At 62.3% G+C, this 18,670-nt stretch carries 20 protein-coding genes; all 20 read right to left on the bottom strand.

Annotated elements, in window-relative coordinates:
- Positions 1–25 precede the first annotated feature (25 nt).
- Positions 26–2,800, bottom strand: a complete 2,775-nt coding sequence (locus FE782_RS12650) for a hypothetical protein (RefSeq protein ID WP_138194466.1) — start codon at positions 2,798–2,800, stop codon at positions 26–28.
- The gene (locus FE782_RS12645; protein WP_138194465.1) at positions 2,793–3,131 is read right to left on the bottom strand and encodes a hypothetical protein; all 339 of its coding nucleotides are present in this window, start codon (positions 3,129–3,131) and stop codon (positions 2,793–2,795) included. The genes FE782_RS12650 and FE782_RS12645 overlap by 8 nt, the downstream gene beginning before the upstream one ends.
- Before the next feature lie 2 nt (positions 3,132–3,133).
- Positions 3,134–3,316, bottom strand: a complete 183-nt coding sequence (locus FE782_RS12640) for a hypothetical protein (protein ID WP_138194464.1) — start codon at positions 3,314–3,316, stop codon at positions 3,134–3,136.
- 28 nt (positions 3,317–3,344) lie between these two features.
- Entirely contained in the window at positions 3,345–4,499 is a 1,155-nt protein-coding gene (locus FE782_RS12635; protein WP_138194463.1) for a hypothetical protein, read from the bottom strand.
- 12 nt (positions 4,500–4,511) lie between these two features.
- Positions 4,512–6,581 carry a DUF4815 domain-containing protein gene (locus tag FE782_RS12630; RefSeq protein WP_138194462.1) on the bottom strand — a complete coding sequence of 690 codons (2,070 nt, stop codon included), beginning with the start codon at positions 6,579–6,581 and terminating at the stop codon, positions 4,512–4,514.
- Between the two features lie 31 nt (positions 6,582–6,612).
- On the bottom strand, positions 6,613–7,128 hold the full coding sequence (locus FE782_RS12625) for a BW3TFN family phage tail fiber component (protein ID WP_138194461.1): 516 nt from the start codon (positions 7,126–7,128) through the stop codon (positions 6,613–6,615).
- Between the two features lie 72 nt (positions 7,129–7,200).
- Positions 7,201–7,926 (bottom strand): hypothetical protein, encoded by a 726-nt coding sequence (locus tag FE782_RS12620; protein ID WP_138194460.1) that lies wholly within the window; start codon positions 7,924–7,926, stop codon positions 7,201–7,203.
- Positions 7,923–8,945, bottom strand: a complete 1,023-nt coding sequence (locus FE782_RS12615) for a baseplate J/gp47 family protein (RefSeq protein WP_138194459.1) — start codon at positions 8,943–8,945, stop codon at positions 7,923–7,925. Before FE782_RS12615 ends, FE782_RS12620 begins: the two co-directional genes overlap by 4 nt.
- A gap of 1 nt (position 8,946) precedes the next feature.
- Entirely contained in the window at positions 8,947–9,348 is a 402-nt protein-coding gene (locus tag FE782_RS12610; RefSeq protein ID WP_158299368.1) for a DUF2634 domain-containing protein, read from the bottom strand.
- A gap of 29 nt (positions 9,349–9,377) precedes the next feature.
- Complete coding sequence (locus FE782_RS12605) at positions 9,378–9,860, bottom strand: DUF2577 family protein (protein ID WP_138194457.1); 483 nt, start codon at positions 9,858–9,860, stop codon at positions 9,378–9,380.
- A gap of 17 nt (positions 9,861–9,877) precedes the next feature.
- Positions 9,878–10,315, bottom strand: a complete 438-nt coding sequence (locus FE782_RS12600) for a DUF2577 family protein (RefSeq protein WP_138194456.1) — start codon at positions 10,313–10,315, stop codon at positions 9,878–9,880.
- Between the two features lie 34 nt (positions 10,316–10,349).
- Positions 10,350–11,312, bottom strand: coding sequence for an XkdQ/YqbQ family protein (locus FE782_RS12595; RefSeq protein WP_138194455.1), 963 nt, complete (start codon positions 11,310–11,312; stop codon positions 10,350–10,352).
- Positions 11,309–11,962 carry a LysM peptidoglycan-binding domain-containing protein gene (locus tag FE782_RS12590; protein WP_138194454.1) on the bottom strand — a complete coding sequence of 218 codons (654 nt, stop codon included), beginning with the start codon at positions 11,960–11,962 and terminating at the stop codon, positions 11,309–11,311. Before FE782_RS12590 ends, FE782_RS12595 begins: the two co-directional genes overlap by 4 nt.
- On the bottom strand, positions 11,952–14,897 hold the full coding sequence (locus FE782_RS12585) for a phage tail family protein (RefSeq protein ID WP_138194453.1): 2,946 nt from the start codon (positions 14,895–14,897) through the stop codon (positions 11,952–11,954). The genes FE782_RS12590 and FE782_RS12585 overlap by 11 nt, the downstream gene beginning before the upstream one ends.
- A 215-nt stretch (positions 14,898–15,112) precedes the next feature.
- A complete protein-coding gene (locus tag FE782_RS12580) occupies positions 15,113–15,553 on the bottom strand; it encodes a phage tail assembly chaperone (protein ID WP_138194452.1) in 441 nt (146 codons plus the stop codon).
- A gap of 30 nt (positions 15,554–15,583) precedes the next feature.
- Entirely contained in the window at positions 15,584–16,033 is a 450-nt protein-coding gene (locus tag FE782_RS12575; RefSeq protein WP_138194451.1) for a phage tail tube protein, read from the bottom strand.
- A gap of 3 nt (positions 16,034–16,036) precedes the next feature.
- Positions 16,037–17,392 carry a phage tail sheath family protein gene (locus tag FE782_RS12570; RefSeq protein ID WP_138194450.1) on the bottom strand — a complete coding sequence of 452 codons (1,356 nt, stop codon included), beginning with the start codon at positions 17,390–17,392 and terminating at the stop codon, positions 16,037–16,039.
- Position 17,393: 1 nt separating this feature from the next.
- Positions 17,394–17,666, bottom strand: a complete 273-nt coding sequence (locus FE782_RS12565) for a YqzN/YkzM domain-containing protein (protein ID WP_138194449.1) — start codon at positions 17,664–17,666, stop codon at positions 17,394–17,396.
- The gene (locus FE782_RS12560) at positions 17,647–18,108 is read right to left on the bottom strand and encodes a hypothetical protein (RefSeq protein ID WP_138194448.1); all 462 of its coding nucleotides are present in this window, start codon (positions 18,106–18,108) and stop codon (positions 17,647–17,649) included. The genes FE782_RS12565 and FE782_RS12560 overlap by 20 nt, the downstream gene beginning before the upstream one ends.
- A gap of 201 nt (positions 18,109–18,309) precedes the next feature.
- Positions 18,310–18,645 (bottom strand): hypothetical protein, encoded by a 336-nt coding sequence (locus tag FE782_RS12555; protein ID WP_138194447.1) that lies wholly within the window; start codon positions 18,643–18,645, stop codon positions 18,310–18,312.
- Between the last annotated feature and the right edge of the window lie 25 nt (positions 18,646–18,670).

Raw genomic sequence — 18,670 nt, 5'->3', positions numbered from 1 at the left:
CATGGGTCGACAGAACTCCTTTTTCTTACTCGATCAACAGCTCGCTCGCCGATACGGCCACCCCTACGGTTCTGCCCCCCGGCTCGACCGACAGCCGACCGTCTCTCCCCGAGGCGTACGCGGTCCCGGCTTGCAACGTCGCGCCGGGCACCTCCGCGATCCCGCGGAGCGTCACTTCGATCGACTGCCCTTCAGTCCCGTCCGAGCCCGCGATGCCGCTGGGGGTTACATACGGCCGGCCGAAGGCGAGGAACGCGTCGTCGAGATAAGCGATCGTGTATATCTGATTGTTCCGGCCGTCCGACATCGCGCAGAACGCTCGGCGGTCGTCGATCGGCAAGAAGACGGAAGGCGTCCCCGGCGACGAGGGGAACGGATAAAACCGGTCCTTCGGAGGCGCGCCGTCCGCTGCGGAACCCGCATCCAGCAAGGCTAACCGCAGATCCGAGGCGGGCCGGCCCGGCTGGGACGTCATGCCCTTCGTCCATCTCGCCTTGTAGACGAATGCCGTCTTCCCCCGCATGCGCCGAAGCTCCGTGACGATCCTCTCCAGCTTCTCCTTCCGCGCCGCCGCATCGCCCGCTTGGAACAGCCTGCCGCCCAGCTTCGCGTACCGGACGGTCTCGATCGCCCCGCTCGCCGAATCGGTCAGAAGGCACGCGACATGGCCGTCTTCTTCGTCGAGCATGCCGTGCGTTTCGCTGCCGCTCGTCTCTAAGGACAGTCTGCCGCTGGAGATCAGCGTCCCGTCCTCCCTCGCCTCGACGAGGAAGCTCCCGGCCGAAGTCGCGGCGAACAGATTCGGCCCGAGCCGCGCCGCCGTGAAGTTCGCTCGCTCGTAGTCCAAGCGCAGCGCCTCGCCGAGCGGCTCGAAGCTCGGGGTCGCGCCCGCCTCCCGATACCGAAAGACGCGGGCGAACAGGTCGATCTTATGATTGAGCCCGAGGACGAGCAATCGGTCTCCGGCGAGCGGGAACAATCGAGTTTCCTTATACGGCTCCGGTTCGAAGCTCGTCGTCGCCTTCTCCGTTAGTCCCTCGCTCGTCACCTTGGCGACGAGCACCTTCACCTCCCGCTCGGAGCCGCCGCTGTCGTACGTCGGCTTGATGCGCTGCCTGTATTGCAGCGCGATCTTCCCCGGCGCGATCTCCACGATCGCCAGGTTGTCGACATGGCTGTACGAGAACGTATGCGACGCGATCGGCCGGTACCCGCCGGGACGAGGCTCGAACACGGACAGCTTGCCGTGCCAGGTGTCCCTCTCCCGGTAGGCCAGAACGACGTACCCGTTCGACAGCGCGACGACGTCGAACAAGCGGTCGCTGGAATAATAGTCGCCCGTCTCCGAGGAGAACTCGCCCACCCCCGCGTCGATGAACCGGAGCGGCGTCCAACCGCACCGGAACAGCTTCATTCGGCCGCTGCCGGACACGATGAATCGGCCGGTCGTTCCGAGCGCGCAGAAGTGGAAATATTCGGCTTCGCAGCCCCGGTCCCATACGTTCGTCAGCTGCTCCTTGACCAGGACGTCCTCGAACGCGGTCATGTCCGCCGTCATGCGAAGCAGGAGCGCCTGCGTATAATCGGCATAGGAGCTCGCCTCGCTATTAAACGTAAGAACATACAGCGATTCCCCCAACGACACGAAACGAAGCCGATTCGCGTTCCCCCGAATCGTGCCGAGCATCCCCCGCGAGAACAGCGACAGCACCGCGTTGCCGGTCGCGGACGCTTCGAACATCGTCGTCGTCAGACTGCCTGCGTTCCGGTCGTTATAGGCGACCGCGAACCGACGGTCCGAGAGCCGGACCGCGTCGAAGAAGAGGCCGCTGACCGTTACTTGGAAAGGAGCCGCCATCGAAGGGACGTCATTGAGCATTGCGACGTTGTAGATGTCCAATCGGCTCTCCGTTTTGTTGAGCAAGATGTACCGGTCCGGGGACAGCGCGAGCGCCCTCATTTCTACGTTTTTGGAGGCGGGCGGCCGCCAGACCGCCCTCCCTCCCAGCTCGATCCGCCCTTCGCGGACGAACAACGCCTGGGTCGCGACCGTCGGCTGCGGATCGCCGATGAAGCAATTGACGACGTAGCGTCCTTCTCCGAGCTTCGCGAAGGCGAACCGGTCGCTCAGCAGAGGGACTCCTTCGAACGCATACGCGTCCGCCGGCATCGCGACGGACAGATCGGAGCCGATCGCGCCGAGGCGGGCCTTCATCCGAGGGGGCTCCGCCAGCACGCAATGCCATACCATGAGGAACGAATCCGCCCCCGCGGATTCGATCTCCGGCAGCCCGTTCGTGCTCAACTCCGTAACGAACGGGCCGCCCAGCTCCAGCCCGTCGCCGCCCGCCCATCGCACCGCGAGGAACCGCCACAGCACCGTGTTATGCTCCAGGTAACAGAGCAAGCCGGTCCCCTCGTCGAGCGGCTTGAACAAGATCCGGTCGATCCCCTCGACCCCGAACACCGGCAGCAGCTTGCCGGCTTTCTCGACGATGCCGTCGGGTCCGGCGGCGAGCCGGGCAATTCGGATGTGGTGGTCCGTCGAGGCGATCTGAATGAATTCGTCCGAGCCGATCGCATGAACCGCCCGGCTCTGTTCGTCGGGCCGCAGGTAGAGGACGTCCGGGCTGAATTTCGGCAGCGCGTCGAGGGGCAGCTCGGCGTTCTTGTACGCCAGATCGTCGAACACCGTCACGACGTCGCCCTTGCGGATCGTCTCGCCCGGCGCGACAGGGAAGGAACGCCGCACGGTCGTCGTCCCGCCCCCGTTCATCGTACCCTTCAAAGAGCTATACAACCGAGATCACCTCGACTCCGGAGATATCGAGGGAGAGCGCGCCCGCGGGCGTCTGCAGCGCCGCGATCTTCGTCCCCTTGGGCAGCACCGTCTCGAAGGAGAATTTCACGGTGTCCTCGCTCGCGATGCTCGTTCCGATCCGCTGCGTCTCGGGGCCGGCCGTCTTGCCCGGGCGGATGATGTGCAGCTGCAGCTTCGAAGAGGAGCTCGTCGTATTGTGAATGACGATGTTCTTCAGAATCGTCTTGTTTTTCAACGTCACCAGATCGGTCAACGCCGCTCCGGGCTGTCCGCCGTACAGATCGACCGCGGAATACGCTTCGTAAGCCATCGTCACACCTCCATCCATTGCAGGCATAGCGCGTTGCCGATCTTCACGTTCCATTCCTGCTCCAGCTTTTCCAACCTCTCCAGCCGGGCCTCCGCCTCGTCCAGCGCCGCGTTCACCTTCTGCGCGCCGGCGTACAGGCTGTCGGGAGCGGCCGGGTCTAACGTAATGCGGTGGGTACTCGCCATCGCCTCTTCACCCGCTTTTTTCTAAATTCTAGGACAATGTCACCATCAACCGCCTGGCCTTCGGCGTCTCCGCTCGCGCGGACTCCGAATTCGACTGCCGAATCCGAATGCGCACCCGATTCGAGGCGGGGACCGTCGCTTCGTATTTGTACTGCGTATATTGCCCGTACTGCCGGACCGCCGCGCCCTCGCCGAGCGGAACCCAGGCGTCGCCCCCGTTCACGCTGTAGTCCGCGGCCTGCGCGGTTCCGGAAGGCTTATATAAATCGACGTACATCGTAATTTTCGTGAAGAAATCGTTCGTGAACCATTCCTTGCTGACGTACGTGCCCGTCGTCTTATAGGACAGCGCGACGGCGCCGATCGCTTCGGTCTGGATGACCGGCGAGCTCTTCTTCGTGCCGGACAACGCGGCGCGAACTTGAATGTGCCGCGTCGGGGCGCCCAGCGCCGTCACGCCCGTATCGTTCAAGGCGTACCAATTCGCGCCGTCCGAGGACCACTGCCACTGCAGGTTGCTTCCTTGCGGCACCACCTGACTCGTGGACAGCAGCAGCTGGGAGGCCGCCTCGGACAACGTCTTGCTTCCGAAATACAGCTTGCTCTCCGTCTTCTTGAATTCGGCCGCGTACAGGCGGAATTTCAAATCCGTATCCTGATGCGCCGTCCACGCCGTCGCGTTGGAGCTGGAGAAGAGCACGCCGACGTCGTAGGGCTGCCGGGACACGGCGTTGCCGGTCATCAGATCCTTCGCGCTCATCTTGGCGACGTATACCCGGTATTGGCTGGACCCGGTCAGAATGACGAGCGCGTATTCGACGTTCGCCTGCAGCAGCACCGGATCGGCGAACGTAAATTTGGTGGCTGTCTCTCCCTTCGCCGACACCTTGACCGCGCTCGCCTCCAACACCTTGGACGCCAGCACCGTCGTTCCCGGGTACCCGTTCACGACGTTACGCAGCTGCAAGGTCACGGGCTTCGCCGTATACCCCGCGGAATCGGCGTCCTTCGTCGCGAAGAACAGCTCGACGCTCGTCACGAGTCTTTCTTCCAGCAGCAAGAACGTTTGCGCGAGCGGGTCGATCTGGTTCCACCAAGGCACCTGCCAGAACGTCTGCTCGATAAGCTGCCTGCGGCCGACGCCGACGTATGAGGTTCTCGATTCGTTTTGGATTTCCGCCACCGTTATCCCCCCTTACACATAATTGAAAATTCTCACTTCCCGCGTGCCGGTTCTGATGTTCTCCGGAATCGTAAAGCTTGCGACGAAGCGGCCGGCTCCGTTCGCCTTCACCGTCCCCGGCGACGTACCCGCTCCGTAACCCGCGGCCGGTTGGAGCGCCACCGGGACGCCGTCGAACGTCGCCTGCAGATTGTCGGCGTTCGGCTCGAAGCCTTCGCCGTGCACGGCGACGACGCGCTGCCGGATGAACGGGATATTCTCGTCGAGAATGACCCGGGTTTCGGTCCGGCTGCCGCCCCACCACGCATCCCACCAACCCCATACGACGTTGGAGACGACCGTCTGCTCGACCCAAGAGTCTTGAGAAGGCGTAAGGCGAATCGTCGCCTGCGCGCCGAACACTTGGTAAGGGTTTACGTTCAGCGATTCGGTCGCGTAGCTCTGCTCGATGACGACCTGCTCGGTATAGTCCAGCGTGAGCAGCCGCTCGTGCCGCCGGACCGACTCCCCGCTCTCGAAGGTCAGCTGCTCGAACGTTTGCGTCGCGGGCAGCTGCAGCGTCTGATTCGCCGGATCGATCATGGCGTCGAAGCCTTTGCCGAAATCGATGCGCTCGAAGTTCGTGAAGTTATCGGTCAGAATGCCCTTCTTCTGCGTCGTCGGATCCGCGATCTGGGCGGATCGCTCCAGCTCCAGCATCGCCTGATTGTATTCGGCGCGCTCCAGACGATCGAGCAGGGAACGCAGCTCCAGCATCGTCAGCCGCTTGGGCTTGTAGTTCACGACGGCGACCTCGCCGCTCGCCGGAGGGAAGTGAAGCTCCCCGAGCTCGAGGATGTCCGGCGGAACGGGCGGCAGCGGCGGATGCACGTCCGATTGCCCCGTCGCGATTCGAATTTGCCCGTCGGGGGTCAAGTAGAAGGCGTCCTTGCGGGCTAAATAGTAGTCGTAGGTGACATTGAAGAGCGAGTCGGGCACCGGGCGCAGCTTGTTCAGCCACGCGACCCCGTTCGCGGAGGCGTCCAGGCGATAATCCTCGTCCTGGACCATCTGCCGCATAAACTGGTAGACGACCGAGTACGTGTCCCCGACGGCGGGCCGGTCGTTCCCGATCGACCAATCGACGCTGTTGTCGACGAGCTGGTAGTGCGTTCCTTTGACATAATTTTTGTCTTTGTAAACGACCCGCACGATATCGACGACGGCCTCTTCGGGGAGCGGATCCGCCATCCCGGTTTGACGCGTGACGTCGGTCTGGAGCTGCACCCGGGCCGTAATTTCGCGGATCGCTTTCACGGGCTTGCTGTTCAACGTATAGACCGGTTCGGCGCCCGAGCCCGGGTCCTTATACACCTTCACTTCGTCCGATACCTTCCGGGCATCGAGCGATTTCCGAAGCCGAATGCGCGTCGGGACGAGCCGATTGATCTCGTAGCCGAGGACGTACGCCTTCCCCGCTTCGATGACCAGGTTCACATACTCTCCTTCGGCCGGCTCGATGAAGCCGTCCATGCCCGAGACGAGGAAGCTTCCGCTCGTATCGTGCGTGCGCCGGGCCAGCACGGGCGTGAAGCCCTCCAGCTCCGGCGGCACCTTGGCGGTGACCACTTCGCCGTTCACGAGCCGGTACATCGGCGTCGCGGCGGGATCGTTCAACACCCACTCCGGCGACGCCGCCAGCCGGTCCATCCCGGGCGAGCCGAAGTTCGCGTAGCCGACCGCCGGATCGAGCAGCTTAGGCTCCGTCTCGTGCGTCACCGTCTCGTAGACGATCTTCAGCCCGATAATTTCCTCGCCTTGGCGGGTAATCGGGATGCGCTTCTCTCCGATGTCGTGAATCATGCCGTCGATATAGACGGAGGCGGGAAAGATAATGGCTTCGTTCCCGGGCGGAGGCGACACGAACATCTGCCCGCCCTCGATAATATGGCCCGAACCGAAGATGACGTCGCCCATCCGCTTGTCGCGGTGAAGCGCGAGCGATTGGATTTCGTTCAGCTCGGCCGATTGGAGCCGCCGGCCGCTCCTCGCCTGCAGCGATACCCAGCGGTCGGCCGGGTCGAATCGATTGTACACACTCATAGCGAGACGCTCCTCCTCCTAGACAAACCCATCAGAACTCCACGATAAATTCGAGAAACTCCCGTTGATCCGCCGCGCGATGAATCGGCGAACGGTGGTTCACGACCAAGGGCAGCCCGTGATCGCCGACCTCCGCGGCCAGCACCGCCAGCTTCCCGGGCGGCGTCTCCGGCGCGAGCGTCAGCCCCGTCACGATCGCGCTCTGGCGATAGCTGACGGCGGGCAGCTCGTCGCCGGCGATCCACGCCGCGACGTACACCCAGCGGGCGAGGCTTTGCCGCCCCTCTTCCTCGGAGACCGGCCTCCACCGCTGCTCGAATTGAACGATGTCGCCTTCCGCGTCGGGCACGACGAATCGGACCTTCTCCGCCTTCTTATATCCGATCGGCTCCGTCAAAGACGACGAACCGGTTACCTCGGGCGCGCTGTCCGCCTCGTTCCACGGCGTCGGCTTGCCGATGCCGATCCAGACGTCGGTCGTTCGCACGAGATGCAGCGCTTGGAACGTGCGCATCCCGGCCACCGACGCCGTATAACTGACTCCCATGTGCGTGACCTCCTACTCCTGCTACTCCTGCTACTCCTGCTACTCCTTCTACTCCTGCCACTGCTCCCGCTTCTACATCGGTTCTTGAACGACGGTCACGGCGCATTGCTGCGCGCGAACCGTCTCGTCCGTGAAGCGAAGCGGGTCGGTGAAGAAGAGGCCCGGGGACCACCACGCCTCTCTCCCCGCGTCGGCTTCGTGGCTCCGAACCAGGGCGACGCGTCCCGCGGTGTCGACGCCGCGTCCGCTGAGTTCGCCGTAAGACAGCTTCGTCTCGCGGTCGATGCCTGGATAGACGCTCCGCTGCATCCCCGCTTTCGGCGCTTGGGTCCGCACGGAAGCTTTCGCATGGACGGCCAACCAATACCGGAAGCCCGCGAATCCGCTGATCTGGATCAGCTTGCGGACGACCTCGACCTGCTCCGGCTCGACGTGAATCGCCGAGATCAGCGGCCCGTAGAACGCGCCGTCCGGAAACACCGCATCGTCCCCTGACAGCGTGTAACCGTCTTCCGGGCTGAGCCGGTACGTCTCCGTCGCCGTTAAGCCGAGCGCCAGAATCGTATCTAAAATCAAAGTGCCCGAGGAACGCAGCTTCGCGAGCAGCGCGTCCCGGTCCGGCGCCTGAAGCTCCCGCTTCCACAGCCCGAGCCATTCCTCCGGCGCCTCGGACAGAAACAGCGCGTGCAGAAGGCGCCCTTCCACATCGGGAATGTCCGGAGCCGCCGCATCCAGAATCGCGTTCATTTGCCGGCTCTCCCGGTAATATTCCGGCAGGTAGCGGATCAAGGACGTCATAAGAGAATCACGACCTCCGCCTTCAAGCTGCTCGATTCGGGCAGCGGAAGGTTTTCCTCCGGCTCGATAACGACGGCGTCCGAGGCGCCTGCGACGATGACGGCCGCCACGATCTTCGAGAGATAGATCGTGCCGCCGATCTCGATCGTCCGCAAGTACTGATGCACCGCCTGCTTCGCGGCGGCTTCGCCGAGGCCCGACACGCGGACGACGACCCGCTGCTCCCGCGGGACGACCGGCGCGACGATCACGTCGACGCCGAGCGGCTTCTTCCGGTCGATCAACTCCCGAACCTCCGCGAAGATCGCCTCCCGGGCTTCGTCGTCCCCTTCGCAGTCGATGACGACGTCGACCGTGCCGAGCCCCCGCTTGCAGTTGATCGCGTCCGCGTACGTCACCCCGGTGACGGACAGCGCCCAGCGCTTATAATCCGATTCGGTCCCGCCGTGCTCGGGATTGCGCTTCTGGTACAGAATCCGTTCCCGAAGCGCGACGTCCGCCTCCTGATCGAGGCCGCCGGCGGCCGGCCGCTTATTGTTCACGGTCCAAATATCCTTGACCGGGTCGAACAGCAGGCGGATCGTATCCGCGTTCACGTTGCCGGCCGGGCCCGGCTGCTTGCATCGAGCGGGCACCGCCGCTTTCCCGTCGGAGCCGATCGTCGCGTTCCCGATCGTCGCGAACGTCAAATCCGAGTTTTCGATCCCGACCGTCGTGCCGTCCGGAATCGCGGCGCCCACGACGCCGGTAAACTCCAGCTCGACCCTCGCCGCCGCGGCCGGCGTCCGCTCGAGCCCGTAATCCTTGGCGATCGAATCCAAAAATCGCCCCTCCGCCGTCACGGCGAACGCCTGCTCCAAGATGCTCCGGAACTTGCTCTCTTCGATCCACAGCTGCATCGCGATCGGGGCCAAGGCGTCGTAGATGACCGAGCCCTCGCTCTTGTCGAGTCCGTCGTTGACGCGGGCGAGCAGCTGCTGCAGCTTCGCCTCGAAGCCGAGCGCCGAAGATTGTTCCATGCTACATCACCCCTTCGTAACGGATCGTCCCCTGGGTCGTATCGGCGAAGAAGGCGATGTACACCTCGTCGTTTTCCGAAGTGATCGTGAAATCGTACACCCGGTGAATGCGTTCGTCGTATACGAGCGCTTCGGTGATCATCCGAACCATCTCGACCTGAATAAAGCCTTGAGAAAACGGTTTGCCGAGCATATGTTGAATTTCGCAGCCGTAGTCGTCCGAATAGATCGGGTGGCTGAACCGAATCGTCCGGACGGCCTTATGAATCAGCTGTTGAATGGCTTCCGCGCCGTCGATCCGCCGGCCGATCTCCCCCGTCTCGAAGTCGAGCTTATAAGTGCGCAGGGCGGGCGCCTTCCTCTGGATGACGGTCGGAAATTCGATTTCGGGAGTAAGTCCCATGCCCATCCCTCCTCGCCTGTCTCCGACGATTAATATTGAACGATGCGATCGTACACGAAATATTTCTGGCCGCCCTCGAACGCGAACGCCATCACGCGGTCGCCCGCGCGCAGCGTATCGTCCTTGTCGTCCTCGGTAATGTAATGAATCTCGCCTTCCAACAGATCGAACTTCCGGTCCTTCAAGGCGACGGTCACGGTCAGCTTATGCGCGTGGGCCGGCGGGATCGGATCGTTCTTGCCTACCGGGGCTCCGACCGCGACGGTCCCGTCGAACGATTGCGACGAGATCGCCGTACTCTCGGCGTTCGTAATGTTCGCCTTGCGTCTGACCCGGCACAGCCGTTCCGCGACGACGATCAGCTCCTTCGGGATGATCAGCTTATCGTTGCCCTTCAGCTTGATCTTCAGGTCCGGCGGGCCTGCCACGACCTCGGCCTCCATCGGCTCTAGCAGCCTTAGCGACTGCACGCTCGCGAGACAGTGCCGCTTCACCAATTCCCCGAACGACATGCGCCCCCTCCTCCGCGTCAATACGTGACGATGCGATCCATCACGAAGAACTTCTGGCCGCCCTCGAACGAGAGCGCCATCACCTTGTCGCCCTTCTTCAGCAGATCGTCTTTACTGTCCTCGTTTAGAAAATGAATCTCGCTTTGCAACGCAGTAAAATCCCGCTCCTTCAACTCGACCTCTACCGATACGGCATGCTGATGCTCCATCACCTTATCCGTGTCCGCCGTGAACGTTTGCTTCGATATCGCCGTCTTCCCGGTATTCGTCACATTCGCCTTGCGATGTACCCGGCACAGATGCTCCGCGACGACGATCAGCTCCTTCGGGATGATCAGCTTATCGCTGCCCTTGAGCTTGATCTTCAACTCCGGCGGGTCGGATACGACCTCGGCTTCCATCAGCTCCGGCAGCCTAAGCGACTGCACGCTCTTGATGCTGTGCCGCTTGATCAATTGCCCTAACGATTCCGCGATGCGCGACTCCCCCTTACGTCATCTCCGTCAACGTCAGCGACATCGAATGATACTTGCCCTTGAACCGGTGGGCGTCCTCTTCGACGGCGTACGTCCGCTCGATGCCGAGCTCCGGCACCTTCGCGACGATCGTCGTGCCCGAGACGACCTCGGCGATGCCGAGCGCTTCGTCCAGCCGCAGCGTCTTCGTCGCCTTTCCCTTCTCCGCCAGCATCCGGTTCGCCGCCTCCTGCAGCTGCGCCCGGTTTTGTTTATCCTTGATTTTCTCGTAATGCTGCAGCACGCCGAACTGTTTCTGAAGCGACTTGTTCTCGGCGGTGGCGACCAAGGTTTGCTTCTCCTCCCCGCCCTGCAGCTTCACCTTCGTGACGGTGTTCTCGATCGATTCGCCGTACGAATAATCGATCAAGTTCAGTCCCGACTCGATGACCCATTTGCGGGTATTTTCCTTGTAAGGCACAAGCTGCACCTTCCCCTCCCGGGAAAAGAGCGAGTATCGCACCCCTTGGTGACGGTACGTAATCCCGAGCGCCTTCTTCGCCATGTCGAAGAGCGTCTCCTCGTCGCACACCATGTACGGGATGACGTACTCGGTATCCTTGATCGCACCGACCGGAATCGAAAAATCCGCGCACAGCTTCGCGAGCACCGCCGACGCCTTCATGCTCTTGAACACATAAGAATCCTTGTTGTTCGTCAAATAAATCATCTGGTCGTAGCAGGTCAAGGCGAGCTTGCCCGGCTTGTATTCGGCGTTGAACACGTTGCCCCGGAACAGCTCCTCCTCCCCGTACCGGAACAGCACGCCGGTTCCGTTCGGGACCGGCGGCGGGACGCCTCCGTTGTCCGAAAGATGCAGCAGGCCGACCGTCAGCTTGCGGACCGCCTTCCGCGCGTTCCCCGACCATTCGACGCTCTCCACCAATTCGGTCATGTCGACCGTTCCGTTCTCCAAGACGAGCAGCAATTGGATCATGGAATCACCAACACCTGATTCGGCCGGATTGTATACGGCGGCTTAATTCCGTTGGCGGCGGCGATTTTCTCGTACGGCACGCCGACGCGGCGGTCGATCGCCCACAGCGTGTCGCCCGCCTTCACCGTATACGTCTTGGGCTTCACCGACGCCTTGGGCCGCTGCCCCTTGTTGCTGATCTCGGCCACCGTCTGCCCGTTCTCCTGCTTCGTCTCCACGCTTCGGGGCTTCGTGTATTTGAACTCCCGAAGCGTCAGCTCGTAATAGATGCTGCCGACGTCCCCGGCGATCTCCCGGTACGAGAGCGATTCGATCGTGACCGGAACGGTGATTTCCTTATGCTGTTCCGACGTAATGACGACGAACTGCACGGGGAAGCCGCTGTTCTTCCACTTCTCCAGCTGATCGATCCCTCTCCGGGGAGGCGGAATATCTCGGTAAGCGCAATAAGGCCCGTAATGTTTGGGAAAATGAGAGGACAATTCGTACGTCCGAAGGACGGGGTCCTGGATGACGGTCACCTGTCCCAGCTTCTGCACGGACACCGTCTCGTTCGCGGAGCCGGCGGACACCTTCCATTCGGAAGGATTGACGGGCAGGCGGAGCGTCTCCTCGCCGTTGTTGTACGTGAACCAAAACTCAACCGGCATAGACGCCCTCCCCCTCCGTCAACAAGTCCTCTTCCAGCATCCGCTTCAGCTTCTCGATGAACCGGTTTTCGTCCGCTTCGTCGTGGACATGCATCTCCCCGATCAGATTCGAGATCGCCACCGACTTCGTCGTCGAGGTCGGCGCCGCGCCGGCCGCGCCGTACGGCTGCAGCATCGCTGAACGCTGCTCGGAAGACAGCTGCCCGCCTCGGTACCGATCCGCCTGCTCGGAGGTCAACACCATTTCGCCGCGGTGCAGCTGCGCGATGTACCCGTCGAACGGCACGCGGGCGAGCCCCGTCCGGTGGCTGCCGTGCACCGGCACCACGGCCAGATTCACCTTCGCCGTCGTGCCGCCGAAGATGCTCGCGACCGAATCCCAGATGTCGGACACCTTCTGCAGCAGCGCGCCTTTCAGCTGCTCGAAGCCGGCGATCAGGTTCAGCATGAACCGCTCCCCGAACGACAGGGCCGAGTCGACGAAGCCGGTCATCGCGTCGGAGACGATCCGAAGGCCCCAGAAGAAGGCGCCGATGACGATGCCCCACATCAGCGCGCTGAATTCTCCGATCGCTTGGAGCGCCGGGGAGATCGCAGCCCAAAGCGACTGCATCGCGTTCCGCCCCCAAGCGATCAGGGCGTCGAGTCCGGCGACGAACGCCGCCGCGATACGATCCGCTGCGGCCCAGAAGGCGGTCTCGATCTCCTTCATCTTGTCGGTTAAGTACGTGCCGATGGCGTCCATCCCTCGCCGGAACGCGAGGATCGCCGCATTCAACAGGTTCCTCGCGCCTTCCGCGATCCGGCGGCCCAAGTCCTGCACATACGCCGCGAAGGCGAGGCCGATCCGCAGCCCGAAGAGAAGAACGTCGATCTTTAACTGCGTCAGCGTCCGGTCGATCCATGCGGCGCCTTGCCGGATCGCGTCGACGAAGGCGAAGAAGCCTGCCGCGATTCGCTTGCCCGCCGCGACGGCGACGTCCGATACGGCGCTCCATACGGACGCGATCCGGTTCGCGATCGGCGTTACGGCGGCGACGACGGTTTGCGCGAAGCCCGCCAATCCCGACGCATAGCCGAGGACGAAATTCGCGGCGGCGTCCTTCGCCCGGTCGGCGAAGCCCGACAGCAGCGCCGAGACCTTGCCGAACGCCGTCTGGAAGGCTTGTTGTATCGTCCGTACGGCACCCGCATGATCGCCGGCGGCCCCCTTCCATACCCCTGCGAAGAGGCCTCGCAACAGCTCCATGCCGGCCCGGCCGATGCGCAGAATCGTATCGATCGCATCCGAGACGATTCCCCCGATCGTCCCGAAGGCGGAGGAGACGGCATTCGCGAGGAAGGAGCCCGCGGCTCCGACGATGGTCGCGATCCCGTTCCAGACGAGGGCATGGAAGTCGTAGATTTCGGTGAGCGCTCCGACGACGACCGCTTTCGCGCGCTGATACGCGCCGTTCACCGCTTGCCACGCTTTCCCTAGCGCGGCCGTCGTCGCGGCGGCGATCTCGCTCCACGTCCGCCCCGCCCATGCCGCGATGCGTTCGCCCGCCGCGGCGACCTCCGTCCCTACGTACTCGAACCAGGCGCCGAGGTCCGCGAACAGCTGCTTCGCCTCCTGCACGAAGCGCTCGATGCCTGCCTTCAGCGATCGATACGACGAGACGATCCAGGCGATCGCGCTCGCCGTCTTATCCCGAATGCCCAGCCAGTTGCCGGTCCAAGCCGCGGTCAGCAGTCCGATCGCGGCGACGACCCAAAAAATAGGGTTCGACAGCAGCGCGACGGCCGTGCCGATGCCGGAGATGACCGACATGACCGTCGAGATGACGGCGAACGCCGCGAACGCGGCGATAAGCCCGTTCAGAATCGGCCTCAGCGAATCGAAGTTGGCACCGATCCAATCGAGCGCGTTCTCGAGCCAGCCGAATACCGGTCCCAGCACGTCCATCATCCACAAGAAGCTCTTGACGAATACGTCCACCGTCTTCGCGGCCAGCGACTCCAGCTTCTTGAAGCCGCCGTTCGTAAGCCAGGCGACCAGCCGCTGCATGACGGGCTTCACCTGCTCGAGCGCGGCGACGCCGGCGTTCTGCAGCGAGCCCTTCAGCCCTTCGGTCACGATCTCCCACATGCCGTTCGCGGAAGCGTTCAGCTTGTCGCCGCCCCCCTGGAACCAGGCGTCGGCGGTCTTCAGGAACTTGTTCCAGCTGCCCTTCTTGAACTCGAGACCGAACTCTTTCATCTTGGAATAATCGTTCGTCTTCGCCGCCGACAGCGCCTCCATCGCTTCTTTGACCGACTTCCCGGGGTTGAACGCCGCCATGTCCTCGGCCAGCTTCACGAGCTGCATGGCCTGCTTCGTGTCGCCCTTCGTCAGCTTGATCGCCTTCATGCCTCCGGCGAGCACGTCGCTCGCCGAGAACGCCGTCGTCTGCGCGTTCTCGCGCAGCGCCGTCCAGTAATCGGCGAACGATCGCTCGAGCTCCTTGGCACTGGCTGGCCCCTTCCCTTTGCCCTTGGCGCCGGCTCCCGAACCCTTCAGCTTGCTCGTCAGGAAGTCGAAGCCGATGCGGCTCGACTCCAGGTCCGCCGCCGCTCCGAGCGTCGAGTCGCCGAAGCTCTTGAGCTTGCTCGCGATGCCCAGCGCGCCGATCGCCTCCGCCATCTGCTTCTTGTTCGCTCCGAGCTTCTGCCACAGCGTCGGCGGCTTCTCCGGCTTGGGCGCCGTCGCTTTGGCGAAAGCCTTCGCCATCGCGTCGGCGAAGGCGCCGAGTCCGGTTTCATCCTTTGCTCTGATATTGCTTAAAGACTTGAACTTCGTTCCCGGCTTGGGGATCCCTTTCCCCCCTTTGTACAGAACCGAGGCTCCCTTCTTGACGCCCTGCTTCGCGGCGACCGCTCTGCCCAACATGACTACCGCATTGGCCGCTGCCATAGGTGCCGCTTCGCCTCCTTCCGGCGCGGCGGGCGCGTCCCGCTACCCGCGTCTCGCCGCGCGTTCCGCCTTCCGTTCGGCCTCCATCTCGAGAAACTCGGAGGCGTATATGAATGCGCGGTGGTAATCGTCCATGCCCCACAGCTCCTGCGGGAGAAGGTGGTGCTTCTGCCACACCCGGTGGGATACGAGCGCATGGTAATCGCCACTGCGAATCAGTTTTTTGCTTCATCCACCAGCTCTTCGAAATCCGTATCGAAGCCGTTCACCCGTTGAACCGCCTGAATGAGCTCGGCGTATTCGCCGCCTACGTTCAAGATCTCCTTCACGAGCTCGCAAGGGTCGACGATGCCGTAGCTGTTCAGCAGCTCTTGGTCCCGGAAATTCGGGTATACCGTCGTCTCGACGGCCAGACGGCAGGCGAATCGCTTCCAATCGATCTCTTCGCCGATCTTCTTCCCCTTCTTGAACTGCGGCACGGTGCATTCGTCCTGCAGCTCCTCGATCCGCTTCGTGTCGACCGCCTTCAGCGTGAACGGGATCGGATTGCCCTCCTCGTCCACGTACCGCTTCGAGACGACGACCTCTTCCAATACGACTTGCTTCGCCTTGCCCTTCATGAACAGATCCATCGATTTCGTTGCCGTTGCTGCCATCGCGCGTTCCTCCTTCAAGGGGTTGAGTCGTTATTCGAACGTATCTTTCAGCGCTTCCGGAATTTCGGCGCCTTCGAACGTGAACGGAATTTCTTCCTCCAGCGCTTCCGCTTCGACGTTGAACTGGCCGATCTTTACCGAGTCGATGTTGCAGTTGATCAACGTAATCCGCTCCGTCCCGCGGCCCGCGCCCGGATCGTCGAGCACGCCCTGCAGCGTGAAGTAGACGTCCTTGCCCGTCGTCGCGTACTCCAGCAGCATTTTCGAAAACTTCGAAGTCACCTTGTACAGCGTCAACGTGCCCGTGCCGCTCAGGCTGGTCGTCTTCTTGCCGAGCCAGCGATTCCCGAGGACGGGAATGTCCACCTTGTTCTTCTCGATCGTCGCCTCGAACGACTTGGCGTAGCCGATCTCCTCGCTGTCCAGGAACAATCTCGCTTCCCGGCCGTTGATCGTATTGTCCGCGCGAAACTTCGCCATCGCTTATCGCACCTCCACGGTAAAGAAAAATTTCTCCATGCTGTCCACCGGCTGCACGGACAGGTTGACGTATACCTCGTCGCCGACCGAGCGAGCCTTGTCGATCGCGAAGTCGTTGTCGAAGTCGACGTTCTGAATCGCTCCGGCATCCTGCAGGTCGCGCAAGTATTGATTCGCCGCCGCCTTGAGCAGCGCGTGGCCGTCGGCGTTGTTGTCGATCTTGCCGATATAGCTGTCGTTCGCGACGCGGGCGAAGTCGTTCGCGATCGCGTCCAACACGCGAACGACCCGGTTCTTGGAGAACCGCCTGTTGCGCGTCTGCGAATAGGAGACGAGCGAGTTGATGTCCTGCTCGACCTTCACCTTGACCCCGTCGTGCACGAAGACGAACTGCCCCTTCTTCAGCGCGTCGATCACCTGACTGTTCTTCAGGCGCGGATTCGCGTCCGCCGCGCCTTCGTAGGCGCTGTACGTGTTGGACTGAACGATCGACGCGCCCGCCGTCGCCCCGGCGACCCACGCGACGGCCTGCTCCTTGGTCAGCGCGGTTCCGTCAAGCAGCACGACGCCGTTGCCCACGCTGACGATGCCTTCGTAATCGGCGATGTTCTGGAATACGCCTTCAGTCGCATTGCCGGCGATGACGCCTTGAATTTTCTTCCCTTCCTCTTCGCGCATCCGGCGAATGTACGAGATGAACGATACCTTCAGCTCGTCGTCTTCGTACGGATACGCGATCACCTCGAAATGCTGCGTCTCCGTCCGCTCCAAATATTCGGTATGGTCGGCGCCGATCGCGGCCGCGTTCGTGCCGCCCGTCAGCGCCGTGCCCGGCGTGCTCGATACCGCGCCCGCGCCCGAGAACGTCACCCACGCGTTGGCCTTCAGGTCGGCCGCCGCGCTCGCGACCTGTTGGTCGACGACTCTGCCGTCGACGAGCGTCTTGACCAGCATGCCGCTCTCGCTCGAGGGGTCGTCCTCGGCGGTGATGAGCACGTCGTTGCCCCTCGTGCCCGCGTGGATCGCGGTCGCCGTCGTCACGTTCGGCGCCGTGCCGAACGACCCCGTCGCCTTATTCCCGTCGTTCAACCGATAGACGAGCAGCGTCTTCGCCCGCTTCTTCGCTTCGCGAACGAGAAGCATCTCCTCGTCGTTGATGTCGTAGCCGAGCAGCTCCATCGCGTCGCTGTCCTTCTCGATGCGCAGGAACGTCTTCGGCTGTCCCCAATTCAAGACGAGCGGGATCGTGACCGTCCCTCGCTCGCCGGATTTGATCCGCTCGAGCGCCGCGATCTTGAAATTCATATACAGCCCCGGCCGCACCTTCTCAACGCCTAACGTCCAAGTTCCTCCCGCCATCTCACTTGACCTCCCGTTTCAAAAATGCTTTGATTTTCGCCTGCGCTTCCTTCACGGTAAACTCCCCGGCTCCGGCGCCGTGCAGCGCGCCGTCGACGGTTTCCGGATTCACCCCGAACAGCTGCCTTGCATGGCTTCTTAGGCTGGCGGCCGTGAACCGTTTCTCCGCCGGCTTGGCCGGCTTCCGGTTCTCCTCCGCCGATGCCGTCGACGCCGACGGCTCCGGCGCTTCCGCCGGCTGCGCATCGACGTCGTTATTCCGCTGCTTCCCCATCGCTCTTCAGCCTCCCTGCGACATGCAATGTATTTATGCGTGCATAACTCTCTCTCGAATAGCTCGGTTGACGGGACCATTCCGCCGTCAACTCCGCTTCGCCGGTCCCTGCCATCTGCAGCTCCAATCGATCGATCCGCAAATAACCGCCGGTCGCGTTCCCTTCTTCGTCCAGCTCGGGAATCCGGTACCGCGCATACCGAATGCCGTCCGCGATGCGCTCCGCCGCCAGGAACGCCTGGCTGTCGGTCGCTTGGACGACCCGGATCGCAAGCGTATACGTCTTGCGGAACGAGGACACCGAGCCGGGCCCGTCCGCGATGCGCGGCGGCGGAAAGCATATCGACGGTATCGACTTCGTCTCCGGGATATCCCCGATATACGTTTGCGCTTCGACGAGCTCCCCGCAGAAAGCCGCGATCGCCTCCAAGTCGGCAAACATACGCCCCTCTCCTTTCACCTCCATTAGAAAAGCCACCCGCTCCCGGATGGCTGGATCGTTCGTTCCTATTTAGTGTAAGCGGACGCCCGCCTACAATCGGTATCGCGATCATACGAATAACATCCAACATTCGCCTAAGAAAAGCCTAAAAAAAGACGCAAAAAAAGCTTCCTCGGCGGAAGCTCGATTTCTTTCCTTATGTTATACGATGTTTGCCGCTTTCAGGATGGAGGACAAGGTATGGATCGCTCTGGACTTGTACAAGTCATACGTGCTTTTAGGAATTTTCAACACGAACTCGTAGATGTACTTGTCCTTCTTCTGCTCCAAGAAGCATTTCGTTATAATTTCCCTCCCTTCGTAAGGCAAAGCCTCCAACGCGCGTTCGATCGCCTTGCACTTCCCGGCATACTCGGACATCGCGGTTCCCTGATCCCATACGCAAATGTCCACTGCAGCCTTCATTGACGGGTAGGCCTTCAGAAGTCTCTTGACTTGCATCCTTTCATCCTCGGAGACGACTGCGGTTAACGGCATGTTCCTTTCACCTATCCTCCGTATT

The sequence above is a fragment of the Paenibacillus antri genome, from assembly GCF_005765165.1.
Lineage (GTDB): Bacteria > Bacillota > Bacilli > Paenibacillales > YIM-B00363 > Paenibacillus_AE > Paenibacillus_AE antri.
Note: the sequence above shows the minus strand (reverse complement) of the source record. Positions and strands in the feature narration are given on the sequence as shown.